Origin of the sequence: Methanobrevibacter gottschalkii DSM 11977 (genome assembly GCF_003814835.1) — an archaeon.
In the GTDB taxonomy this organism is placed as follows: Archaea; Methanobacteriota; Methanobacteria; order Methanobacteriales; family Methanobacteriaceae; genus Methanocatella; species Methanocatella gottschalkii.
On the sequence record NZ_RKRG01000001.1, the window covers coordinates 83,215 to 107,318 of the forward strand.

Genomic DNA, 24,104 nt, shown 5'->3' on the forward strand with positions numbered 1-24,104 from the left:
GTAATGTTTAAAGAGTTTAACATAAACAGAAAGGACAAATATTATTTAATAGCTATTTTAATATTCAGTGCAATTCTAGTCGGATATTATATTAATTTTAATAATGCAATAGGCATTTCATGTTCAGATGTTTATATTTATCTTATAAATTCTCTTTATTATACTGGAGAAAAAGTAAATATAACAAATTTTATCCATATATCTCCGGTTGTCTGTTTTTTGACTTCTCTTTTTTTTAGAGTGGGTTTTGTTGATAAATTGGCTATTTATGTTGTTACTGGTTTTTTTGCGATTATCGGCAATATTGGTTTTTACTTACTGTTAAAAAAATTTTTTAACGAAGAATTGAGCTTGACCGGTACAATACTGTACTCCTCATTTTCACTTTATTTAATTTGGCTTGCAAACGGAACATTAGACATTCCTGCAACAGGAGTGATAATCTGGATAGCATTATTTACAATGATTGCAGTTCGAGAAAACCCAAAATACTACCAATACCTAATCCCATTAATGGTAATCGGACTTTATACAAGATACACAGTAATATTAACCCTTCCAGCATTTTTCTTATTCTATGTTCTCGAAAACGGATTCAAAATAAAACCAGAAGACTGGAAATACATAAAAAGAGGAATCATCATCGCAACAATCATAGCAATAACAGTATTCCTAATAGTTTTTACTATGGGAAATGGCAGATTTGATGCAGCTAGTCAAATGGCGAATGGTGTAAAAGGAACAAATGGAGAACTCACAGATCCTGCATACAATCCAGATTCAAGTTATTATTTTATGAATTATATAAATTACATATCAAATTCACATACTGTATTTGAAATAAACCCTACATTATACTCCCCTACAATTTTAGCATATGCAATATATGCATTGCTGTTTATTGGGGCAGGGTTCTGGTTATATGACCATAAAAAAGTAAATTTTAGAAAAACAGATGCAATTTCAATTATAATAATCCTAATGGGAATTATAAGTTTTACAAGAGTTACCTCAGTGATTACATCCATATTAATTTATATTGGAATTTATTTACTTGCCAGAGATAGAGAATATAATGATGGAGTATTCATGTTAGGCTGGATTTTAGCAAATGCAATTTTCCTTAGTTTCAACATAGTTAAAGTTAACAGATACATAATTCCCACATTTCCACCATTTATATTCTTTGTATTAACGGCAATAGAAACTATTCATGCGCATGTCAAAATTAATAAAAACATGATACCCCTAGCATTAATAGTATTATTTGTTATTCAGGCTTTTGCATTCACAGCAACAGTTGAACCAACAGACAAATACATGAGTCCCGAAGAAATTTCAAATTACATAATCGACAGCAATCCGGACTATGAAAATATGACCATTGGAGTTTACAACATAAGACCATACAGCTGGTGGGTTGGATCAAATACCATAGGAATCCCTTCAAGCCATCAAAGTGAAATAGAGCAAAGCAATATAAGTTATTACATCGTGAATAAGCCTATGGACAATTTAACAAATTTTACTGAAATAAAAAATATTAATGAATTATATTTATATAAAAATAATAATTTTTAATAAATCAATACTCATTATATGAATTGAGAGAATAGCCATGTTCAACGAATTCAACATAAATAAAAAAGATAAAATTTACTTAATAGCTATTTTAATATTCAGTGCAATTCTAGTCGGATATTATATTAATTTTAATAATGCAATAGGTATTTCATGTTCAGATGTTTATGTATATCTCTTAAATGCACTTTATTATACCGGAACAAATGTACACTCAATTGACAACATTTTCTTGTCTCCGGTTGTCTGTTTTTTGACTTCTCTTTTTTTTAGAGCGGGTTTTGTTGATAAATTGGCTATTTATGTTGTTACTGGTTTTTTTGCGATTATCGGCAATATTGGTTTTTACTTACTGTTAAAAAAATTTTTTAACGAAGAATTGAGCTTGACCGGTACAATACTGTACTCCTCATTTTCACTTTATTTAATTTGGCTTGCAAACGGAACATTAGACATTCCTGCAACAGGAGTGATAATCTGGATAGCATTATTTACAATGATTGCAGTTCGAGAAAACCCAAAATACTACCAATACCTAATCCCATTAATGGTAATCGGACTTTATACAAGATACACAGTAATATTAACCCTTCCAGCATTTTTCTTATTCTATGTTCTCGAAAACGGATTCAAAATAAAACCAGAAGACTGGAAATACATAAAAAGAGGAATCATCATCGCAACAATCATAGCAATAACAGTATTCCTAAGAGTATATGGGATGGGTAACGGGCAATTCGAAGCAGGCAGTCAAATCGCAAATGGTGTGAAAGGAACAAATGGAGAACTCACAGATCCCGCATACAATCCAGATATAAGTTATTATTTGACAAACTTCCCCAACTTTATATCAAACTCACATACAATATTTGAATCAAATCCTGTCTTAGAATACCCTACCCCATTATCATTTGCAGTATTCGCATTATTATTTATAGGAATCGGATTTTGGTTATATGACAATAAATTAAAAGCTGAAAAAAGAGATGTGATTCCTGTTATACTAATTTTAATTGGCATTATAAGTTTTACAAGAGTTACCTCCGTAGCTACAACCTTATTAATTCTAATTGCTTTTTATTTAATTGGTAAAAATAGTGAACATAAAAATGAATTATTTATGTTAATATGGATACTGGCAAATGCAATATTTTTTAGCTATCACATTATTAAAGTTAACCGATACATTCTTCCAATAGTTCCACCATTCATATTTTTCATATTGCTCGCAATAAACACCATTCCTGAACATATCAACATTAATAAAAATGTAATTCCGATTGTCCTAATCGCATTATTCGCAATTCAAGCTTTTGCATTCACAGCAACAGTTGAACCAACAAACAAATATCTTGCAACAGAAGAGATATCAAATTATATAATTGACAGTAATCCGGACTATGAAAATATGACCATTGGAGTTTACAACATAAGACCATACAGCTGGTGGATTGGTCCAAATACGATAATTCTTCATGCAGATGCCCCTGGAGAAATAGACCAAAGTAATGTTAGCTACTACATCTCACAAAGCAGAATAGATAACCTAAAAAATTTTACTGAAGTAAAAAATAGTGGTGGTTTACATTTATATGAAAACAATAATTTTTAAGTCAATAAAATCACTACAAAAAAATTATCTTTTTAACTATTTTTAGAAACATATATAATAAAAAAAATAAAAAAATAATATCATAAAAAGTAATTTAAGAGGATAATATGAAAGTTGTATGCTGTAAGAACTGTGGTGCAAAATACCAACTCGATGATGATGATGACATATCAACATTCGAGTGTTCTTCATGTGCAGGTGACTTAGAATACTTAGAAAACTATTCTAATGGAAAAGAATCTAATCAATCATTCGTTAGTTCAACAAAATATAATGATTCATACATTGTACAATGTCAAGAATGTGGACTGAAATACAAAATTAAAAGTAGTGACAGCATACTTGATTATGAATGCGACAGTTGTGGTGGATCTTTAAGATATTTAGATGATGAGATGAATAAAGAATTAGATTCATACCTTGAAGAGAGACATGCAGAGCTTCAAAACATTAGAAAAGAATCAAAACCTAAAGAACCAACATCTGAAGAAATAAACACAGAAGATAACACTCCCTCAATAAAATCGATTACTGATAAACTTGAAAATTTCTTTTCAGAAGAGCATATGTTGCAAATAGCAGATATTGAGAAAAAAGAAGAGGAAGAAATACAAGAACAGGTAATCTCAAAAACAGCAAGAACTACCATACCACAATCCGTTTTATCAAGATTTGGAAAAGAGTTTGCAACTCCCAAAACTGAAGATTATGACATCCTAAAAAATTTCCTTAAAACAGAATTTTTCAAAGGAATGGATGAATACTATCCAAAAGATAATAAACTAAAATCAAACAAAAGTTTTCTTGATAAAATTAGCTTAAAAGAACCTGATAACGGTGAATCAAAACCTGTCAAAAGTTCAATTATAAATAATAACTCAAAATTTAACCTTGAAAATTTTAATGTTGAAAACATAGAAAGTAACAATACAATCATAATAATAGGTGTAGTTATTTTTATTTTAAGCATAATTGAAGTTTTAACTATAAATAGTGGTATAGGAATTATTGCGTTATTTATTGGAGTAATTATTTTATGTTATGGAATTTATAAAACTAGAGATGTAAAACAAGATGAAGAAAGAACAAGAATAATCAGAGAACACTTGTTAAGTCTTCCAGAAGAGTTTTATGTATTCTACAATGTTAAAATCCCAACTTCCACTTCAGGCATTAATCATGTTGTTGTAGGTCCAACTGGAATTTATGCATTACTTTCACAAAAATATAATCCAAAACTTAGATTGGAATCAGAAAACGAAAATCTAAATTTAATTGGAAGCAGTGAATCTGAAGAAAATAAACTTGAAGAATTTTCAAGTTATGGGAATATGAGAAAATTTAGATACACTACAAAACAAGCAAAATTTTCACAAGATAACAAAGTTAAACAGAAAGCATTGAGTTTAGGTGAAGATTTAATAAACTTCCTCAATGAAAATAACATTAAAAATTGCTTTGTTGAACCATTAGTTGGATTCATAAACAATGAGGTCGTTGTTATAAATATGCCTTTAACTGATGAAGATTTATTTATTGAAGAATTATTAAATAAAATCCAAAATACTACCATTAAATTAGATTCTGAAACAATCGACAAATGTGCTGTTTTAATTAACAAATATTCTGCAGACTGTTCCTCAGAATTTTAATTTCTTTTTTTATTTATGATAACATATCATATTCTATTAAAGAACCTTTAGAAATATCCCTATTAGCATTTTTACCAATAATATCATCTACTTTTGATGGAGAAATACCCACTCCCGGCCTTTTAAAATCAATATTTGAATTATCAATTATTTCACCAGATTTAATATCCCTTTTTGCAACAATAGATTTTCTAACATTCCTTTTTGAAAAAGACTCACAAATTAAAGGTTGTTTATTTTTATAACCATTAATCTTAGACAATACATTAGCACTTAATCTAACAATACGTGCATCTTCTTCATCCATAGCGAATTCGTGTCCTTCAAATGACTTATCCAATGTGAAATATTTTTCCAGCACAACAGCACCATACTGGTATGCAGTTGTTAAGATAAACATAAAATTATCAGAAACTGTATAATCCGAGTAACCAACATCATAATCCTTGAATTGTTCTGAAAGATCTTTTATCATTAAAAGATTAGCATCTTCTAGTTTTGTAGGATATGATAAAACAGAATGCATTATAATAATTTTAAAATTAGAATTATCTTCTATACATTTAACAGCAGATTTAATCTCCCTTAAATTAGAAGCTGCAGTTGACAATAATATAGGTTTGTGTTTATTTGAAATATAATCAATAAGTGGAAGATTAGTTAAATCAGAAGAAGAGATTTTATAAACATCAACTACATCATTTAACTTATCCACAATTTCAATATTTGCAGGAGTTATAATAAAAACCAAACCTAATTTCTTACAATACTCCGCCAGCTCTTTATACTCATCAAAACTTAATTGATCAGTTTGATTTGAATCTTCTTCATATTTACAATGCAAATATTCAGAATCTCCAACATGGAAATTAACTCCATTAATTCCACATTCACTACATTTTTCAATTAAAAGTTTTGCAACTCGAAAATAAGATAACTCCTCTTTTTTAGCCAGATCATAGTAATTAAAACTAATTTCACCAATTAAAAAAGGATATTTATTAAATAGTTTCATAACATACCTCATTTATTCATTGCAAACTTCCTATACTCTTCTGTTACAACAGCACAAATATTTTCATAACCATGTTGCAAATCAATAGATTTCATTTTATTATGCATGTTCAACCTAAGATCATGATTATTAACTAATTCCAAGAATTGATTAACAAATTCCTGTTTTGTTAATGATTCAACATCACCAAGATTTAAAATTCCATTAGCACTATTTGCAAAAACATGAGAAGTTTCTAAATCATTTTGATAAACACAAATTGTAGGAACACCTAATGCGCAAGCATCATACATGATTTTACTTGCAGAAGTAACTAATATATCTGCTTTAAACATAAAATCGCTGACATTTGGAACATTTTGATAAATTTGAACTAAAGGATTGGATTCATAGTTAGATATAAACTGTTCAATATTCTCATATCCCCTACCTACTATAATATTTATTTTCATTTCATATGTAGTGGATAAAATTGCTTCTAAAAACTTTTCAGACAAATGTTTAGGATCATTGCCATCAACCATAATCAAAATATTATCTACATCCTGAGTAATTACTTTATGAGGCTGGAAATAAAATTCATCTTTAAGAATATGGAATTTTTGACCAGTATAAACATTTGTATCACTCAAATCATGCTCATATAATGAATCAAATACAACATCAGCCAAATTTGACCCAACACCTAAATCATCAAAATTAGCAACAAAATACCCTCTTTCTTTTAAATCAGACATATACTCCTCCGTAGTGTCTGATACATCATTAATTATGATCTGAGGGGCAAATTCCTCCAATATATTATAAATTGCATCATGACCATTATAAATTTTAAAATTAAAGCCAAATTTTTCAACTAAATTTTGTCCTAATTTATGTTTTTCATCTAAAATAAATAGAAATTCATGAGAAACAAGTTTTGATGCAAATGCTAAACAATTGTCAATTCTTCTAGTTCCTATTTCATTATTGGCGTTTACAACAATTCCTATTCTTTTCCTCTGAAGAATTGTTTCAACAATCCACCAGTCTTTAAAATCATCAACTGTAATGGCTTCCTCATCAGATAATTCAATAACATCAATATTTTCCCCAATACAAGAAATTTCGTTGATAAAACCTCTACGAGTAGCTATGATTGCACCAGTTTCTCTAAAAGAACTGGGTAAATCTTTTCTATTACATCTTTCAATATACTTGGGAAAATATATTTTATTATCATCATCATAACCCCAAAACAACTGTTTATCTTCTACAACAGAAATTACACTTTCAAGAGAAAAATCATCAAAATTTTCAATAGCATTATCTAAAGTCTGTGTTTTAAGTAAAGGGGATGTAGGCAACATTGTAATTACAATATCATATTCATCAAATGCAGATTTTTCTTTTTGAACCATAGCATTAAACACAACAGCATCCAAAGGAATATCCTCTCCGGATAATTCTTTTGAACGTCTAATAACACTTACACCAAATTTTTCAGAAATTGATGCAATTTCAGAATCATCAGTAGTTACAACAACATCATCAACATATTGAGATGATTTAGCAATGTTTATTGCATAATAAATCAACGGTTTATTATTCAATAAACGAACATATTTGCGAGGAATCCCTTTTGAAACCCCTTTAGCTGGAATAACTACTAAAATTTTATTATTATTGAACATGTTCATCCTTATATCCATAAATTTAATTAATACAATAATAAATATACTAATAATATATTATTAAATCTTTGGTGTTAATATGAATATGAAAAGTATGTCAGATAAATTATTAAAAAAAATAAATGAATTATCCACACCTGTTAAAATAATGCACGTTTGTGGTTCCCATGAACATACAATAATGGAGAATGGAATTAGAAGTTTACTTCCAGATGAAATAGAAATCATTGCAGGACCCGGATGTCCTGTTTGTGTAGTTCCCTCTCGTGAAATTGATGAAGCTTTAGAATTAATTGATAGAGGAGTTACAATTACAACCTTCGGAGATATGTTAAGAGTTCCGGGTTCTGAAAGATCACTTGCAGATGCGAAAGCTGAAGGAGGAGATGTTAGAGTAGTTTATGGAATAAATAGAGCTATTGAAATATCTGAAAAAGAAGATAATGATGTTGCATTCATATCTGCAGGTTTTGAAACAACTGCACCAACCACTGCTGCCGAACTATTAGCAACACCTCCTGAAAATTTCTCAGTACTATCATGTCACAGATTAATACCACCAGCTATTGATTTTTTAATTAATTCTGGAGAGACAAGTCTAAATGCATTAATTGAACCTGGGCATGTTTGTACAATTATTGGAACTAGACCGTTTGAATATTTCTCAAAAGAGTTTGGAATTCCTCAAGCTGTAGCGGGTTTTAATCCATTAGACATATTAATGTCTGTATATATGATTTTAAGACAAATTCATAATGAAACACCAAAAATAGAAAATGAATACACAAGAGCAGTTAGAGAAGAAGGAAATACGATTGCGCAAGAAAAAATGAATCAGGTATTTGAAGTGACCTCCAGGGAATGGAGAGGATTTCCAAAAATACCAAATTCCATCTTAGAAATTAAAGATGAATTCAGTGAATATAATGCTCGTGAAAAATACGATATTGAAGTTAAAGATGTTAATGAAGCACCTAAAGGATGTATTTGCGGACCTATTTTAAGAGGACTTGCAAGACCAGAAGACTGTAAGCTATTTAGAAAAACATGCAATCCATTACATCCAATCGGAGCTTGTATGGTAAGTAAAGAAGGAACATGCAACATCGCCCACAGATACTCAAGATGATAATATGACAATTGAAGCAATTGCAGTTGATATTGATGGAACTATAACTGATGAAAAAAGACAAATCTGTATTTCTGCTATTGAAGCATTAAGAAAAGCAGAATCAAAAGGAATACCAACCATTATTGTAACAGGCAATGTTGTTAACTATGCTTATGCTACAGAAGTCCTTATTGGGTGTAGCGGCGGACTTGTAGCAGAAAATGGTGGTGTTGTCTTTAAAGAAGGTGAAAACAATAATGCTGTTGAAACATTAGTTGAAAGAGCTTTCGTGACATCTGCTGAAGAGCACTTAAAAGATAAATTAGGCGACAAATTTGATAAACATGCATCCCACGACAATATGTACAGATTAACCGAAACTGTATTCTATAAAACATTAGATATAAAAGAATTAGAAGATGCATTAAAAGATTTTAAATACTTAGACGAACTTGAAATTTATGATAGTGGTTTTGCACTACACATTACCGACAAACGTGTGAATAAAGGAACTTCACTAAAATATTTATGTGAAAGAAATGGAATAAATATGGAAAATGTTATGGCTATTGGAGATAGTCAAAATGATGAAGATTTCTTAAAACAAGCAGGATACAAAATAGCTGTGGCAAATGCTGAAGACAAATTAAAAGATATTAGTACATACACTTGTGAGAATATGTTCGGCGATGGTGTAGCAGAAGCTATTGAAAAATTTGTATTATAGTGATAAAATGATATACGAAATAGCACAAGAAGCAAAAAAAGCAATAGAAAATAATTGTGATGCCTATGAAATATACATTGATGAATCAAAATCCATCCAACTTGACTCCCGAAAAGAGGAATTAAATTTTGCAAAAGAAGAAATTGACCGTGGAGTAGGCATTAGAGTAATTAAAGACAATAAAATAGGTTTTGCATTCACTTCAAACATGGATAAAATTGCTGAAACAGCAAAACATTCAATTGAAAACACTAAATTAAATAAAACTGATGAAAATTATGCATTTGCTGAAGTCGAAGAAATCCCAAGTGTTAAAAAAGTATATGATAAAAAATTTAATGAATTAGATCTTGATGAATCCATTGAATTTTTAAAAAACACAATAGATACAACAATTGACCAAGGATGTGACATAACTGGTTCTGGATTTTCAGCAAGTGAAGGAAAATCCCTTATTTTAAACTCGAATGGGGTTTCCATTGAAGATGAAGGTACCGGATTTAGTATTGGATTATCTGTAAATATACAAAAAGATGGAAAAATTGCAACAGCGTATAACTCACAATCTTCAAGATTCTTTGATTTGGATGGTGAAAAATTAGCTATCGAAGTGTGCAATCTTGCTAAAAGTTCTCTTGATACAAAACCAATTGAAACAAATAATTATGATGTTGTTCTTGATTATTATGCTGCAACCGGTCTTCTGCAAACATTTATGAATGCATTCAATGGTGAAAATGTTATGAGAGGAAGATCTATCTTAAAAGATAAAATAAATTTCCAAATAGCTAATCCTAATTTAAGCATAATTGACAATCCTCTTTTAGAAAAAGGAATGTATACTTCAAAATGTGATGGGGAAGGCATTGTAAGTCAAAAAACTGATTTGATAAAAGATGGAATTCTAAATTCATTTATTTATGATATTTATACTGCAAACAAATCAGGCGTTAAAACAACATCTAATGGTCTTAGAGGGTCTTATTTAACAACACCTATGATTTCCCCCACAAACCTTGAGTTTAAATTTAGTGATATGAAAGATTTATCAGAAATTAAAAATGGTGTTTTAACAACTAGTGTTTTAGGAGCCCATACTGCAAATCCAATTTCAGGAGATTTTTCAGTTGAAGCAAGTAATGCATTTAAAATAGAAAATGGTGAATTAAGCGAGCCTATTAATAAAGCAATGATTTCAGGAAATATATTTGAAATTATGGAAAAAGTAGAAGGATTGCAATCCGAAATAAAACAATATGGCCCATTTATTATTCCTAAATTATTAGTTCACGATTTAAGAGTTGTTGGACAAAATCAATAAAAAAAAGTTGTAGAAAAATTAAATCTTTTTTAATTTTTCCCTATATCTGCTTATTGTAGATTCATTATAATCAATAGAAAAATAATCTGAAGTTAACTTTTTGTTATCATCAAATTCTTTTAATTTATCTTCCATAATCTTATCAATTTCTTTATCTAATTTTCTTATTTGATTTTCAAAAGAAAATTCTGAATTTCTCATATTAATATTAGTTTTGCGAGAAATTCTTTCAATTTCTTTATCCAGATCAAACTCTTCATTTTTAGGCATTTAAACACCTACATTTCAATAATAGGCAATTGAATCTCAGTTATGTATTCTTTTTCATCATCACAATTATGAACATTTTTTATTAAAACTTCTTTAGGTGATCCGATAATATCATAGTGATTTTCCTGAGCAATATCAACTAATTTTTCATAAGTTTCCATTATACTATCTGCAGAGCCATAATGAATACCGGATAAAACTTTGTTTGAAATCATGTCAACAACACGAATTCTATCTGTTTCATTAGCATCTTCTTTAATTGGAATGCTTACATCAAATACTGCATCCCCCTTATTGACTTGATGTCTTGGTGAGAAATAAACAATGAATGGTTCACCAGCAGTTTCGATCTCTTCAGCATCAACCCAACCCATTAACATTGAAAGGAAAATTTCTAAATCAGTAATTGGAGTTTTACAATTAATAACAGCTAATTTTTGTTCTGGAATTACTTTAACTTCACTTTCCATTTTTACACCTTTACAGTATTTTATAATATTAATTAAATAAATAAACTTCTACTTCTTCACCTTCATCTAAAAGTTCAACAGATTTTGGAACTTTTACATAACCATCAGCAGTTGAAAGTGAAAATATTGCACCTGAATCTTTAAATATTGGATGGATATCCTTTCCATCTACTTTAACAAGTTGATATTGCATTCTTCCAACAGGAGAATGAATTCTTCTAGTCATTTTGCCTTTAACAGTGTCAAGTTCAAAATCCTTATCAATACCAGCCAATTTAGTTAACGGTTCTGCAATAAATGCATTAAATATCATTAAAGCAGAAACAGGATTTCCCGGAAGACCAATGACCAATTTATCTTCAATTACTCCAATGATAGTTGGTTTACCTGGTTGAACTGAAATACCATGAATATAAACTTCACCCAATTCTTCTAAAACGCTGTTTAAAACATCTCCAAGACCTGCAGAAGTTCCACCAGAACAAATTATAATGTCCGCTTCTTTTAAAGCATCAGTTATTTTATGTTTAACTTCATCATAATTATCCCTCATAATGCCTAAAAAATGAGCGTCTGCACCACAAGAAATAGCGGCGTTTTTAATCATGCCTCCGTTAACATCATATATTTTACCGTAGGTTAATCCTTCTCCTTGAAGAGAAATTTCATTTCCAGAAGATATCACTCCCAAAATAGGTTTTTTATACACCTCAATAGTTTCAAAACCTTGTGAAAGCAATACTCCAATTTTACCGGGATTTAAGAAATCTCCTTTTTTAAGAATTAATTTACCTTCCTCAATATCAGATCCTTTACGAGCAACATCCTGTGTAGGAGTAGCAGTAGTTAATAAATTAACTTTACCATCTGATTTTTCAGCATACTCCACCATTACAACAGACTCTGCACCTTCCGGCATTGCTGCACCAGTACTAATCTCAATACATTTTCCTTTTTCAACCTTTTTATCAGTAGTTGCACCTGCCTCTAAAAAATCAATTACATCCAATGTTTTAGGAGATTCTTCAGATGCTCCAAAACTATCTTCAGCAAGTATTGCAAATCCATCTTTTAAAGCTTTATCAAAGGGTGGAAAATCCATTTTTGAATAAACATCCTCAAATAAAATTCTTCCGTATGATTCTGTAACAAGAATTTCTTCACTTTGTTGATTTAATTTTTCATCAAATAATTTTTGAATAATTTCAGTAGCTTCATCACATTCTTTAATTTTTAAAAATTCGGTACCCATAATCACCACTTATATAACATACAATAAATTAATATATAATATATTGATAAATATATAAATAATTTAATTTTATTTAAAGATATAATTTTATTATAATTTGGAGGAGAGTATTTGTCTAAACCTAATCAAAATCAACAACAAGAATATAGAAGAGTGAGAACTCCTAAAAAAGGTGAAATTCCTGGAGTAGTTGAACAAATTATGGGACACGGAAAATTAAAAGTTCGTTGTGCTGATGGAAATATGAGAATGACTAGAATCCCTGGAAAAATGAAAAAACGTATTTGGATTCGTGAAGGAGACGTGATCCTTGTAAAGCCATGGGATTTCCAATCTGATGAAAAAGCTGATGTAATTTGGAGATACACCAAAACCGAATCAAATTGGCTTGAAAGAAAAGGCTACTTAAAAATGTAGTCTATTACTTATTTTTTTGATTTTAATGGATTCGAAAATAGCTAAAGCAGATGCAAAACATGAAAAATTACATTCCCAGAAAAGAAAGAAAGATAGTTCTGATAGGAAAGTGGGGAATGAAATTTTCGATAAAATAACATTAGAAACACTATATAAATTAGCTAACCAAGGACATATCGATATTTTAAATGGTGCTATTAGCACCGGTAAAGAAGCCAATGTACTTACAGGCATTACTGATGATGGAAAATTTATAGCAGTCAAAGTTTATAGAATTGCTACATCTGATTTTAAAAAAATGGATTATTACCTTAAAGGAGATCCTAGATTTAATCTTAAAACCAAAAATAAGAGAAAAATTATTTATTCATGGGTTACAAAAGAATTTAAAAATTTAACCCGCCTTGAATCTGCAGGAGTTAAAGTACCTCACCCAATTACAAGTGCAAATAATGTATTATTAATTGAATTTATTGGAGATGAAAATGGAAATCCTGCACAACCTGTTAAGAATCAACCACCTAAAAATTCTGAAGAATTTTTCAAGAAGTTACTTATAAATCTAAAATTATTTGTAAATGAAGCAAAATTAGTGCATGGCGATTTGTCAAATTATAATATATTAAATAAAGATGAAGAGCCTGTAATTATTGATGTTTCACAATCTGTTGTTTTAGATAATCCGATTTCAAGAGAACTTCTTGAAAGAGACATTAACACACTTGTTCGTGAATATACTAAACTTGGTGTTAAAACTAGTTTTGAAGAAATTTGGGAATATGTGAATCCCCGGTAAAAGATGTTTTACTTAGATGAAAAATACTTTTCAAATGATCTCTGTTAACATTTTTTATAGAAAAACTATAAAGGTGTTAACTATGAGTAATAACGAACTGTTGAAAACCGTTGCTATAAGCTGTAACCATTCAGAAAAAACACAAAGAATATATAGATTAGAATTGACCCAATATGCTTCCTATTTTAATCAGAATCTGCATGAACTATTAGCTGAAGCAGAATAAGATGAAAACAACAACATTAAATGGAAACACCACCGTGTAAAAGCAAAATTAACAGAATACCGAAACCACCTTCTGCAAAAATATGCGTTAAACACAGTCAAAAAAAAAAACACATGACTGGCATGACTAAATTTTACAGATCCTATGACTTTGAAATACAGAAATTGCCTATGATAAATGAAAATACAATGCAAAAACCACAGCAGATTTATTTTAAGGACTTGCCGGACAAGGAAATTATAAAAGAGGATGTAATTTTATTTTTTTAATTTTTCAGGAAAAATAAACTGTATTTCATTATATCTAACTATAGCTAACTCTGAATCTGACTGTTGCATTTACTTATCTTTTTTATTGTTCTCATAACAATTATGACACTAGATAATTGAGTGGGATACATTCTAATCCAACAAGACATTTATCGCAAACATCCTATTGGAATAACTTTCACTCCATCAGCTCTTGTATAAGCCAGTTCACCACCAGTAATCACCGCTAGAAAACTTGGCTCTTCTAAATCAATCTTTTTGTTTTCAACACTTTTTTTAATCAAATCTTTTAGTTTAAGTAAATTTCCTGCTCCATTATCGATTTCTCGGTTGCCCAATTTAAATTCTATCAATGCATATCTGCCATCATTTAGATATATGACACAATCCGCTTCAAGCCCGCTGTCGTCATTGTAATATAATACTTTACCATTGACTGAACTTGAGTAAACAAGCAGGTCACGTATGCATAGATTTTCAAATATGAATCCGAATGTTTCGAAATCTTTCAATAATTTTTCAGGTGTTAGGTTAAGACTTGCCACTGCTATTGATGGGTCAATGAATTCTTTTTTGTAGGATTTTCTGATGGTGTTTGCGGATCTGATGTTTGGTGACCATGCAGGAATGTTTTGGATTACATATAACCTTTCAAGAGCATCAATATAGGAATTGAATGTAGGCAATGAAATATCAGCATATTCTGTTTTTATATCTTTCATTAATGTTTTTTTAGTTGCAAGTGTAGATATGTTTCTAGCGTAGGATTTTAGAATAGTTTTTACTCTTTGAGGACTGCGTTTAACCCCATCCACTTCTGAAACATCACTATTGCATATTATATCGATATAATTTGATACAATTGCCAATTGCTGTTTTTTGGTTTTTTTGTTTAGTGATTCTGGCCATCCCCCTCTGCATGCGGCAAATATCAAATCAGGTATTGTTAAGTTTGAAGTTACACCATCAATGTTTAAATCATCATTATCAAACAAATCGATTAATGAGATTTCACCTGTGGATTCACCACTTTCATACAGACTCATTGGGCGCATCACTATCCTTTTTATTCTGCCTGCTCCCGAGTGCACAATTTTACTTTCATCAACTATTGTCGATCCTGTTAAAATATACAGTCCGTCTTCATCTGATTCATCTACCAAATATCTAACAGTACCCCACAGTTCTGGTGCCATCTGCCATTCGTCAATCAGCATTGGCTTTTCACCTTTCAGAAGTTCTATGGGATTGGTATCTGCAAGTTTTAAGTAAGATTTTCCATGAACGGGATGTTGTAGTTCTTTTAGGCTTTTGCATTGCTGTTTTGCTGTTGTAGTCTTACCACACCACTTCGGACCAGTTATTAGAACAGCACCCATGTATTCTAGAGATTCTTTCAGTTCCTGGTCAGTATATCTTGGTAAATATTTTTTCATATTAATCACTTTTTTATATTTTTCACCCATTTTATTTTATACTTTTCACTAAATTTATTTTATACTTTTCATCATATAAATTTTATGTTTTTCATATAATTTATTTTATACTTTTCATCCATTTAATCATCGATAAAAATTTATTGCACAAAATTAATAAACATTAAAATTCAAATTTAACTACAAAAATGTTGCCAGAATAGCTGTAAGTAAAACATCTTTCCTACGGGAATATGTTAACCCTAAATTTTAATTAAATTATTACTTAAAAGAAACCTTAGTATTAATATTTTAATTACATAATGTAACCTATTTCTTCCAATTGCTTATTTTCATTATGTTAAATAAAATTTTTACAACTTATTTTCAATTACAGAGATTAAAACTAATTTAAAATCTATAATTTAATAATTAAGAAGTAAAATTAGAATTAAATATTATAATAATGATTAATTATGATTAATTAATTATTTTAAGTTTTTATCATCCAATTAACTAAAAAATAAGAATAATTTCCTATTTTAAAGTATAATTGAATTTTAATACATGTTTTTTTGTATAAAACTGTATATATTTCTTTTTAATAAATTAAACAATAATTAAAAAAAATACAAATAATATATTAAACTGTACAATAAATATAAATAATATTATACCATATTATTTAATAGACTTAACTTTGTTGATATTAAAATTATTAACAGGTTAAGTCGAAAAATATAGAGGTTATATTAAATGTTTAAATTTGATAAAGAACAAGAAGTTTTTGACTTCGCTGGAGTCAAAATGGGTGGACAACCTGGAGAATACCCTACTGTATTAGCAGGAACTATTTTCTACGGTGGACACAACATTCTTAATGATGAATTAACCGGTGACTTCGACAAAGATAAAGCTGAAACATTAGTTAACGATATGGCATCCATTTCTGATGTAACTGGAAACCCATACATCGTACAAGTTTTCGGACAAACTGTTGAAGCACTTCCAAAATACATCGAATACATTGGTGAAATTTGTGATGCTCCTTTCCTTATAGATTCCACTTCCGGAGATGCAAGAGTTGCTGGTGCACAGTACGCTGACGAAGTTGGATTAACCGAAAGGGCAATTTATAACTCAATTAACATGGCAGCAGACAAATCTGAATTAGATGCTCTCGCTTCAACTGACATTTCTGCATCCATTATCTTAGGATTCAACCCAATGAATGCTACCGTTGAAGGTAAAATGAACATGTGGGAAAATGGAGACGATGGTGCTTACGAAAAAGGTTTGCTTGAAGTAGCAGCAGATTGTGGTATTGACAAATTTATGATGGATACTGCTGTAACTCCTTTAGGACAAGGTGCAGGTATTGCTGCTAGAACTTCCTTTGCAGAAAAAGCTAAATGGGGATATCCGGTTGGATCTGGTATTCACAACGTTCCTTCTGCATGGGACTGGTTAAGAGACTACAAAAAAGAAGGTAATAAAACTGCATTCACAGTTTGTGATATTGGTGCAAACATTGTGCAAGTAATGTGTGGAGGAGACTTCGTTCTCTTTGGACCTATTGAAAACGCAAAAATTGCATTCCCTGCAGTAGCACAAACTGATATGTTCATTTCCGAAGCTGCAAAGCCTTTAGGAACTGAACCTGTAGATTACCATCCAATGAACAAATTATTATAAACAATTTGTTATAAACTTATCAAAAGTTTACATTTTCAAAACCTCAACATCAATTTGTTCAAATATCATTAACCCTAATGATGGTATTTAACAAATCTAAACATTAATCCAAAATACCGAATTAGCACTGGACAATTAAACACATCCAGTGCTATTAAAAAAAATCTATTTTTATGAAATTATATTTTACAGAACAACACCAATTTTAACCCAAATTTTAAATAACTTCAATTAAATAACTATTAATAATTTTAATTTAAGAAAAAAGGTGAAATTATGCCGGAAACAGATTATTTAAAAATACCACAAAATAGAATAGGGGCATTAATTGGAAGCAATGGAGGAGTTAAAAAATCCATCGAAAAAGCGACTGGAACTATTTTAGACATAGATAGTGATGAGGGCACTGTTTACATCACCCCTGGTGAAAATATGGAGGATCCATTAGGAGTATGGAATGCGAATCATATTGTAAAAGCAGTAGCTCGTGGATTTAATCCCGAAGTTGCATTAAAATTAGTAAGTGACGATTATTATTTAGAAGTAATTAGCTTGCCATTATACATCGGAAAATCCAAAAAAGCCCTTGCAAGACATAAAGGTAGAATCATCGGAAAAGACGGGAAAACACGTGAAATAATCATGGAAATGGCTGAAGTGAATATGGCAATCTATGGTAAAACTGTTTCATTAATTGGGGAAATGGACAATATAATGGTTGCTAAAGAAGCTATTGAAATGATTTTAAAAGGTTCTAGACACAAATCAGTTTATGGATTCTTAGAACACAAAAAAGAAGATTTAAAAATGAAAGAATTCAAAGATCTTGTCGGAATTGAAGATGATAAAATAGAATTCAAGGATGGAATCGAATTTGATGAAAAAACATTGCAGTAACATTAACGGTTACTGCCATTTCTTTTTTTAAATTAAAGTATTACTTTAATGAAATTTCAATATAATAATTAGAGTAACAATAGAAAAATATTATATACTTTAATAAACATATATAGATAGTGTAGTGTAAATACTATATTTTCTACATGTTTTTAACTTATTATTTTATTACATATTTAGCAAGTTAGATAGGGTAATGTAAAATATTACTTTTCAAATGCTCTCTAACTTCATTTAAATATAAAACCTCACATAATAAAATAAAACATATGTAATTTTAGGAGGAAAATTTTTTGCAAGAGCAAGATGTTGGAACCGATTGGAGAAATGATTTTAAAAACTTGACTCCATCTGAGTTCTTTAGGAAAAACAAGCAAATGTTAGGATTTACTGGTAAGATTCGTTCATTAACCATTGTATTCCACGAATTGATTACAAACAGTTTCGATGCAGCTGAAGAAGCAGGAATTTTACCGGAAATCGATATTGAATTAAAAAGAGTTGAAAAAGAACATTATATACTCAAACTCAAAGATAATGGTCCGGGCATTCCTGAAGATTATGTAATGAGAGTGTATTGTAGTATGTTTGCAGGATCTAAATTCAGAAACATACAATCTAGAGGGCAGCAAGGATTAGGTTGTAGTGGTTGTGTGTTACTTTCACAAATGACCACAGGTAAGCCTGCTCGTGTAATTTCATGTTATAAAGAAAATGGAGACATCAAAGGAGTGAAAATGAAATTCCAAATGGATGTAAAAAACAACCGTGGAATTTTAATGGAAAGAGAAGATTATCCTGCAGAAAGCACAGGAGTATGTATCGAATTACAATTTAAAGAAGTTTCATATTCTCTTGCAGAACAAGGTGCATTTGAATACATCAGAAGAACCATGATTGGAAACCCACATGCTAAAATTACATTCAGAGATCCATCTGGACACAAATACATATTCAAAAGAGCGGCAGACATTGTTCCAATCCTTCCAAAAGAAGTATTACCTCATCCAAAGGGTGTAAGCGCTGACGACTTAATGACAATGGCACAAAATACAGACAGTAGAAGATATAAAAGCATGTTAACATCATCATTATCAAGAATGTCCAATAAAAGAGTGGATGAAATTTCTGAACTTACTGGAATCGACATGAACAAACGTCCAAAAGACCTTACATTCCCTGAAGCAGAAACTATTGTACATTGCTTTAAGAAAATGAAATTCATGGCACCTCCAACAGATGGACTTATACCTATTGGATCTGAACAAATCGAAAAAGGTATGAAACAAATTCTTAAACCTGAATTTGTAACAACAATTACCAGAAAACCTGTAACATATCAAGGCGGTGTTTCATTCATTATTGAAGCAGGACTTGCATATGGCGGAGACTCTGGAAGAGTCGTAAAAGAACAAAGAAAATCTGAAATTATGAGATTTGCAAACAGAGTTCCATTGACTTTTGATGCAGGAAGCTGTGCTATTACTGAAGCTCTTAAAAGTATTGATTGGAAACGTTACGGCCTTAAAGACTTAGATAATACTCCATTGACCTTGTTTGTAAATATCATTTCAACACAAGTACCGTATCTTTCAACTGGTAAACAAAGTGTATCTCCAGAACCTGAAATCGTTCACGAAATCAGACAATCCACTATGAAACTAGCCCGTAAACTTCAAAAACACCTTAGAGCTAAAAAAGCAGCTAAAGAAAAAGAGAAACGTTCAAAAGTATTCGAGGATTATATGCCTGTGATTATTGAAGAAGCTGCAAAACTTGGAGAAACCGGAGTTCCAGAATATCAGGAAGTTTTAGCAAAAGTTACTAAAAGGGCTCTTGCCGAATTACTTGGTGAAAAAGTTGAAGAAGAAGAGGAAGAAGAAGAACTTGACGCAATCATCATGGAAGAAGTTGATGAAAGAGGATATGCTGTTGATGGAAACAGTACACTAGATAGCTTCGAAGAAGATGATGTTGATGACGAATTTGAAGATTGAGTGATTTAGATGACTGAAATAAAAGAAAATCAAAAAGCCCATAGAGAGAAAAGGAAAGAATACACCTACAATAAATTAAAAGGATTAGGTCAAGAAATCATTGAAGATATTGAAAAACAAAAAGTTCCTTCAGTTAAAGTTCCTTCTAGAGGTACTGGAAACATTGTTTATGATAATGCTAAAAGATACTATGTGTTAGGGGACAGATACGGAAGAAGATCATTAGGTAATGTAAAGCAGATTAGAAAACTAGGTCAGATGGTTTATGTTGCTAATTTCTGTAAAGATTTAGTTGCTCGTGAAAAAACAGCTACAATCAGGGAAATGTATTATGTTTCAGAAGGTTGGGGAATAAGTTTTAAAACACAGCAAGAATCCAACATTGTTGGAGAGGATTTGGAAGTAACACTTGGAACCACACGTGAAGATTTAGGTTTAATGCCCGAAGAAGATGGTGCATCAGTATATGGAGACATTACACTATTAGATGATGGCGTTGAAATTAATGCTGCAAAAGCTGGAAAATCCGGTTATACAATTTCACCAACTATTGACCAAGTAGAATTCTTAGACTGTGGTGTTGAAAGAGTTATTGCAGTAGAAACCATGGGAATGTTCCACAGGATGGTTCAGGAAAATGCTAACAAAAGATTCAACACTTTAATTGTTGGACTTAAAGGACAAGCTGCACGTGCTACAAGAAGATTCATTAAAAGAGTTAATGAAGAAATTGGATTGCCTGTTTACATCTGTAACGACGGAGACCCTTGGGGATTCCACATTGCACAAGTAATTATTTCCGGAAGTGCAAAATTAGCTCATGTTAACCATGACTTAGCAACTCCTGACGCTAAATTTATGGGAGTAACCGCATCCGACATCATCAATTATGATTTACCTACTGATAAACTCAAAGATGTTGATGTAATGAGACTCAAAGAGCTTTCTAAAGACCCTAGATATAAAAGCGATTTCTGGCAAACTGAAATCAAAAAAATGCTTAAAATTGGTAAAAAAGCAGAACAGCAATCCTTCTCCAAATATGGTCTTGAGTATGTAGTGGATACATACTTCCCGCAAAAACTTGAAGAATTGGAAAATTAAATAAACAAATTTTCCTCTACTTTTTTTATTTTTTCCAGATATTTCTTAAGAAAATGTTTATATATCAAAAGATCCATATACCCTAATAGGTATAGGTAGTGTTATTATGAAACAATGCATGGATACAGAAAATTTACACAGAAGACTTAAAAAAATCATAGGGCAGTTAAATGCAATTGATCGTATGATTGAAGAAGATATTCCCTGTGAACAAATATTAATGCAGGTGAATGCATCAAAATCAGCACTACATAAAGTTGGACACATTATCGTTGAAGGACATTTAGAACATTGTGTTAAACAAGCTATGGAAGAAGATGATGTAGATGAAGCTTTAGTGGACATTTCATCAATTTTAGAATATTACTCTAGACTTTAATTTTTTTTAAAATAATTTTATACCCTAAGGGGTATATCTATGTATTGGGAGGTTATAAAATATGAATCTAAAATTTAAAAATGAAGAAAAACTTGAAATCATATTTATAATAGTATCATCAATCAGTTTAGTTTTAGGATTTTTATTATCTATTGACTATCTTTCTTGGATTTCAATAATAATATGTGGGATTCCAATATTCAAGGAATGTATTGAAGGATTAATCACAGAATTTGATATTAAAGCGGATTTACTCGTGTCAATAGCAATCATTGCATCCATTATTATCGGTGAAATATTTGCTGCAGGGGAAATTGCAACAATAATGGCAATTGGAGGATTTTTAGAAGAATATACCGTAGCAAAAGCACAAAATCAAATCAAAGAACTCGCTAAAATGACTCCCAAAACAGCAACAAGAATAAAAAATGGAACAGAAGAAAAGGTACCTATTGAAGAAGTTAAAATTGGAGATATTTTAAAAATACTTCCCGGTGAAAGCATACCAAATGATGGAATTATAATCAATGGAGAAACATCAATTAATCAAGCTACTCTTACAGGAGAATCAATACCGGTAGATAAAACAAGAAATGACGAAGTATATAGTGGAACTATTAACCTTTACGGATCATTTACAATGAAAACAACAAAAATAAGTGAAGATAGTTCCCTTCAAAAATTAATTAAACTTGTTGAATCATCAAAACCAGAAAATGCCAATATTGTTAGAGCAGCTGATAAATGGGCAACAATGATTGTTGTAATAGCATTTACAGCCGCAATATTAACATATTTATTTACATTTGAAATAACAAGATCAGTTACAATACTCGTAGTATTCTGTCCTTGTGCATTAGTTCTTGCAACTCCAACAGCACTAATGGCAGCAGTAAGTAATTTAACTAAATATGGAATCCTAGTAAAAAATGGAGAATCTTTAGAAGAATTAGCCCATATTGATGAAGTAATTTTTGATAAAACCGGAACATTAACTTACGGCAATCCAACTGTAATAAGAGTTATCTCCGAAAATCCACAAGAAATGATGTATCTTGCAGCATCACTTGAATCTAAATCTGAACATCCTCTAGCAAAAGCTATTGTTAAATATTATAATAACAACGATTTAGCAGCTGTTAATGAATTCAAAATACATATAGGTAAAGGAATTACTGGATATATAAATGGAGTGCAAATAATAGCTGGAAATAAAAAATTCTTAGAATCTAAAAATATACCTCTAGGTTCCAATGAAAATAGCAGTAATGGAGAAATAGAAATTTTTGTTGCAAAAGGAAATAAAATAATAGGAAAAATATTCCTTGCAGATACCATACGCAGTAATGCTAAAGCAACAATTAAAAATCTAAAAAAATTAAGAATTAAAACAACATTGCTTACAGGAGATAATGAAAATACTGCAAAATCAATTGCAAATCAAGTTAGAATACATAATATTAAATTTAATTGCTTACCTGAAGATAAAATCCAATACATTAAAGACGAGCAAATAAGAAACCATAGAGTTGCAATGATTGGAGATGGGATAAATGATGCTCCATCACTAAGAAAATCCAATGTTGGAATATCAATGGGAAATATTGGAAGCGATCTTTCGATTGAATCATCAAATATCACTTTAATCAAAGACAACATAGAAAATATTCCTCATTTAATTGAGGTATCGAAAAAAACAATAAAAACGATCAACATAAGCATCGGATTTGCATTAACACTGAATATAATTGCAATGGCACTAGCTATTTTAGGAATATTGAATCCAATTGAAGGAGCATTAATACACAACATCGGATCAGTGATTGTAATTATTTACTCTTCAATATTGGTTAACTACAAAAGTTCAAAAATAGATTATAGAACCCAACAGTTCGATGTAAACAAAGCTTTAAATATAACAATGTTCTAACTAACTTTATAAAACATAAGGTGATATATTATGGCTGAAAAAGAAATTAAAGTAGTGGGTATGCACTGTTCTTCCTGTGTAAATGCTGTTGAATTATGTTTAAAAGATGTTGATGGAATTGATGATGCTAAAGCAGACCTTGATTCTGGAATTACAACCTTAACATTATCTGGCAATGTAAGTGATGAAGACATTAATGAAGCTGTAAAAGAAGCAGGATTTGAAGTTGAATAAATCCTCTTCAACTTATTTTTTAAAATAACAATAAAACTTAAACTTATTTTATAAATCAATT

The 24,104-nt window shown here is 30.3% G+C and carries 22 protein-coding genes; 16 read left to right on the forward strand and 6 right to left on the reverse strand.

What is annotated here, in order from left to right; translation table 11 throughout:
- The first annotated feature begins 3 nt into the window (after positions 1 to 3).
- The 3 genes from EDC42_RS00410 (at position 4) to EDC42_RS00420 (ending at position 4,845) form a co-directional block, all read left to right on the forward strand.
- Positions 4 to 1,581: a glycosyltransferase family 39 protein gene (locus EDC42_RS00410; protein WP_123833366.1), complete on the forward strand. Its 1,578-nt coding sequence runs from the start codon at positions 4 to 6 to the stop codon at positions 1,579 to 1,581.
- A gap of 37 nt (positions 1,582 to 1,618) precedes the next feature.
- Positions 1,619 to 3,193 (forward strand): glycosyltransferase family 39 protein, encoded by a 1,575-nt coding sequence (locus EDC42_RS00415; protein ID WP_123833367.1) that lies wholly within the window; start codon positions 1,619 to 1,621, stop codon positions 3,191 to 3,193.
- 107 nt (positions 3,194 to 3,300) lie between these two features.
- A complete protein-coding gene (locus tag EDC42_RS00420) occupies positions 3,301 to 4,845 on the forward strand; it encodes a hypothetical protein (protein ID WP_069575223.1) in 1,545 nt (514 codons plus the stop codon).
- Positions 4,846 to 4,858: 13 nt separating this feature from the next.
- Here the strand turns inward: EDC42_RS00420 and EDC42_RS00425 are convergent, their stop codons facing one another.
- Together EDC42_RS00425 and EDC42_RS00430 are read right to left on the reverse strand one after the other, a co-directional pair.
- The gene (locus EDC42_RS00425) at positions 4,859 to 5,860 is read right to left on the reverse strand and encodes an N-acetylneuraminate synthase family protein (RefSeq protein WP_158005592.1); all 1,002 of its coding nucleotides are present in this window, start codon (positions 5,858 to 5,860) and stop codon (positions 4,859 to 4,861) included.
- An 8-nt stretch (positions 5,861 to 5,868) separates the two neighbouring features.
- Positions 5,869 to 7,533, reverse strand: coding sequence for a cytidylyltransferase domain-containing protein (locus EDC42_RS00430; protein ID WP_069575233.1), 1,665 nt, complete (start codon positions 7,531 to 7,533; stop codon positions 5,869 to 5,871).
- Between the two features lie 85 nt (positions 7,534 to 7,618).
- Between EDC42_RS00430 and hypD the strand changes: the two genes are divergently transcribed.
- Genes hypD through EDC42_RS00445 form a run of 3 tightly spaced genes read left to right on the forward strand, consistent with a single transcriptional unit; the run spans position 7,619 to position 10,692 of the window.
- Positions 7,619 to 8,662, forward strand: coding sequence for a hydrogenase formation protein HypD (gene hypD / locus EDC42_RS00435; protein ID WP_069575313.1), 1,044 nt, complete (start codon positions 7,619 to 7,621; stop codon positions 8,660 to 8,662).
- Between the two features lie 4 nt (positions 8,663 to 8,666).
- Complete coding sequence (locus EDC42_RS00440; RefSeq protein WP_069575238.1) at positions 8,667 to 9,371, forward strand: phosphoglycolate phosphatase; 705 nt, start codon at positions 8,667 to 8,669, stop codon at positions 9,369 to 9,371.
- A gap of 7 nt (positions 9,372 to 9,378) precedes the next feature.
- Positions 9,379 to 10,692, forward strand: coding sequence for a TldD/PmbA family protein (locus EDC42_RS00445; protein WP_069575315.1), 1,314 nt, complete (start codon positions 9,379 to 9,381; stop codon positions 10,690 to 10,692).
- Positions 10,693 to 10,710: 18 nt separating this feature from the next.
- On the opposite strand, the gene EDC42_RS00450 is transcribed toward EDC42_RS00445, so the two are convergent.
- The 3 genes from EDC42_RS00450 to EDC42_RS00460 are packed head-to-tail and all read right to left on the reverse strand — an operon-like array spanning position 10,711 to position 12,684.
- Complete coding sequence (locus tag EDC42_RS00450) at positions 10,711 to 10,962, reverse strand: hypothetical protein (protein ID WP_069575244.1); 252 nt, start codon at positions 10,960 to 10,962, stop codon at positions 10,711 to 10,713.
- A gap of 8 nt (positions 10,963 to 10,970) precedes the next feature.
- Complete coding sequence (locus tag EDC42_RS00455) at positions 10,971 to 11,432, reverse strand: GyrI-like domain-containing protein (RefSeq protein WP_069575249.1); 462 nt, start codon at positions 11,430 to 11,432, stop codon at positions 10,971 to 10,973.
- A 28-nt stretch (positions 11,433 to 11,460) separates the two neighbouring features.
- Positions 11,461 to 12,684, reverse strand: a complete 1,224-nt coding sequence (locus EDC42_RS00460; RefSeq protein WP_069575254.1) for a molybdenum cofactor synthesis domain-containing protein — start codon at positions 12,682 to 12,684, stop codon at positions 11,461 to 11,463.
- Between the two features lie 111 nt (positions 12,685 to 12,795).
- On the opposite strand from EDC42_RS00460, the gene eif1A reads away from it, so the two are divergent.
- From eif1A to EDC42_RS00475, 3 genes are all read left to right on the forward strand, one after another.
- The gene (eif1A, locus tag EDC42_RS00465) at positions 12,796 to 13,101 is read left to right on the forward strand and encodes a translation initiation factor eIF-1A (protein WP_069575259.1); all 306 of its coding nucleotides are present in this window, start codon (positions 12,796 to 12,798) and stop codon (positions 13,099 to 13,101) included.
- 25 nt (positions 13,102 to 13,126) lie between these two features.
- On the forward strand, positions 13,127 to 13,897 hold the full coding sequence (locus EDC42_RS00470) for a serine protein kinase RIO (protein WP_069575261.1): 771 nt from the start codon (positions 13,127 to 13,129) through the stop codon (positions 13,895 to 13,897).
- Positions 13,898 to 14,143: 246 nt separating this feature from the next.
- Complete coding sequence (locus EDC42_RS00475) at positions 14,144 to 14,392, forward strand: hypothetical protein (protein WP_069575263.1); 249 nt, start codon at positions 14,144 to 14,146, stop codon at positions 14,390 to 14,392.
- 149 nt (positions 14,393 to 14,541) lie between these two features.
- Here the strand turns inward: EDC42_RS00475 and EDC42_RS00480 are convergent, their stop codons facing one another.
- On the reverse strand, positions 14,542 to 15,828 hold the full coding sequence (locus EDC42_RS00480; protein ID WP_069575317.1) for an ATP-binding protein: 1,287 nt from the start codon (positions 15,826 to 15,828) through the stop codon (positions 14,542 to 14,544).
- 735 nt (positions 15,829 to 16,563) lie between these two features.
- Here EDC42_RS00480 and mtrH point away from each other — a divergent pair.
- The 7 genes from mtrH (at position 16,564) to EDC42_RS00515 (ending at position 24,043) form a co-directional block, all read left to right on the forward strand.
- Positions 16,564 to 17,502, forward strand: a complete 939-nt coding sequence (gene mtrH, locus EDC42_RS00485) for a tetrahydromethanopterin S-methyltransferase subunit H (protein ID WP_069575264.1) — start codon at positions 16,564 to 16,566, stop codon at positions 17,500 to 17,502.
- Positions 17,503 to 17,778: 276 nt separating this feature from the next.
- Entirely contained in the window at positions 17,779 to 18,399 is a 621-nt protein-coding gene (locus tag EDC42_RS00490) for a KH domain-containing protein (protein ID WP_069575265.1), read from the forward strand.
- Between the two features lie 293 nt (positions 18,400 to 18,692).
- Positions 18,693 to 20,396: a DNA topoisomerase VI subunit B gene (gene top6B / locus EDC42_RS00495; protein ID WP_069575266.1), complete on the forward strand. Its 1,704-nt coding sequence runs from the start codon at positions 18,693 to 18,695 to the stop codon at positions 20,394 to 20,396.
- Positions 20,397 to 20,405: 9 nt separating this feature from the next.
- Positions 20,406 to 21,500: a DNA topoisomerase IV subunit A gene (locus EDC42_RS00500; protein WP_069575267.1), complete on the forward strand. Its 1,095-nt coding sequence runs from the start codon at positions 20,406 to 20,408 to the stop codon at positions 21,498 to 21,500.
- 106 nt (positions 21,501 to 21,606) lie between these two features.
- A complete protein-coding gene (locus EDC42_RS00505) occupies positions 21,607 to 21,879 on the forward strand; it encodes a metal-sensing transcriptional repressor (protein ID WP_069575269.1) in 273 nt (90 codons plus the stop codon).
- A gap of 61 nt (positions 21,880 to 21,940) precedes the next feature.
- Positions 21,941 to 23,809 carry a heavy metal translocating P-type ATPase gene (locus EDC42_RS00510; RefSeq protein ID WP_069575271.1) on the forward strand — a complete coding sequence of 623 codons (1,869 nt, stop codon included), beginning with the start codon at positions 21,941 to 21,943 and terminating at the stop codon, positions 23,807 to 23,809.
- 30 nt (positions 23,810 to 23,839) lie between these two features.
- Complete coding sequence (locus tag EDC42_RS00515; RefSeq protein WP_069575272.1) at positions 23,840 to 24,043, forward strand: heavy-metal-associated domain-containing protein; 204 nt, start codon at positions 23,840 to 23,842, stop codon at positions 24,041 to 24,043.
- Positions 24,044 to 24,104: the final 61 nt, after the last annotated feature.

Bases quoted from the DNA above. Each gene is read 5' to 3' on its own strand.
- EDC42_RS00410 (WP_123833366.1), top strand. From the start codon at position 4: ATGTTTAAAGAGTTTAACATAAACAGAAAGGACAAATATTATTTAATA.
- EDC42_RS00415 (WP_123833367.1), top strand. From the start codon at position 1,619: ATGTTCAACGAATTCAACATAAATAAAAAAGATAAAATTTACTTAATA.
- EDC42_RS00420 (WP_069575223.1), top strand. From the start codon at position 3,301: ATGAAAGTTGTATGCTGTAAGAACTGTGGTGCAAAATACCAACTCGAT.
- EDC42_RS00425 (WP_158005592.1), bottom strand. From the start codon at position 5,860: ATGAAACTATTTAATAAATATCCTTTTTTAATTGGTGAAATTAGTTTT.
- EDC42_RS00430 (WP_069575233.1), bottom strand. From the start codon at position 7,533: ATGTTCAATAATAATAAAATTTTAGTAGTTATTCCAGCTAAAGGGGTT.
- hypD (WP_069575313.1), top strand. From the start codon at position 7,619: ATGAAAAGTATGTCAGATAAATTATTAAAAAAAATAAATGAATTATCC.
- EDC42_RS00440 (WP_069575238.1), top strand. From the start codon at position 8,667: ATGACAATTGAAGCAATTGCAGTTGATATTGATGGAACTATAACTGAT.
- EDC42_RS00445 (WP_069575315.1), top strand. From the start codon at position 9,379: ATGATATACGAAATAGCACAAGAAGCAAAAAAAGCAATAGAAAATAAT.
- EDC42_RS00450 (WP_069575244.1), bottom strand. From the start codon at position 10,962: ATGCCTAAAAATGAAGAGTTTGATCTGGATAAAGAAATTGAAAGAATT.
- EDC42_RS00455 (WP_069575249.1), bottom strand. From the start codon at position 11,432: ATGGAAAGTGAAGTTAAAGTAATTCCAGAACAAAAATTAGCTGTTATT.
- EDC42_RS00460 (WP_069575254.1), bottom strand. From the start codon at position 12,684: ATGGGTACCGAATTTTTAAAAATTAAAGAATGTGATGAAGCTACTGAA.
- EDC42_RS00470 (WP_069575261.1), top strand. From the start codon at position 13,127: ATGGATTCGAAAATAGCTAAAGCAGATGCAAAACATGAAAAATTACAT.
- EDC42_RS00475 (WP_069575263.1), top strand. From the start codon at position 14,144: ATGGAAACACCACCGTGTAAAAGCAAAATTAACAGAATACCGAAACCA.
- EDC42_RS00480 (WP_069575317.1), bottom strand. From the start codon at position 15,828: ATGAAAAAATATTTACCAAGATATACTGACCAGGAACTGAAAGAATCT.
- mtrH (WP_069575264.1), top strand. From the start codon at position 16,564: ATGTTTAAATTTGATAAAGAACAAGAAGTTTTTGACTTCGCTGGAGTC.
- EDC42_RS00490 (WP_069575265.1), top strand. From the start codon at position 17,779: ATGCCGGAAACAGATTATTTAAAAATACCACAAAATAGAATAGGGGCA.
- EDC42_RS00500 (WP_069575267.1), top strand. From the start codon at position 20,406: ATGACTGAAATAAAAGAAAATCAAAAAGCCCATAGAGAGAAAAGGAAA.
- EDC42_RS00505 (WP_069575269.1), top strand. From the start codon at position 21,607: ATGAAACAATGCATGGATACAGAAAATTTACACAGAAGACTTAAAAAA.
- EDC42_RS00510 (WP_069575271.1), top strand. From the start codon at position 21,941: ATGAATCTAAAATTTAAAAATGAAGAAAAACTTGAAATCATATTTATA.
- EDC42_RS00515 (WP_069575272.1), top strand. From the start codon at position 23,840: ATGGCTGAAAAAGAAATTAAAGTAGTGGGTATGCACTGTTCTTCCTGT.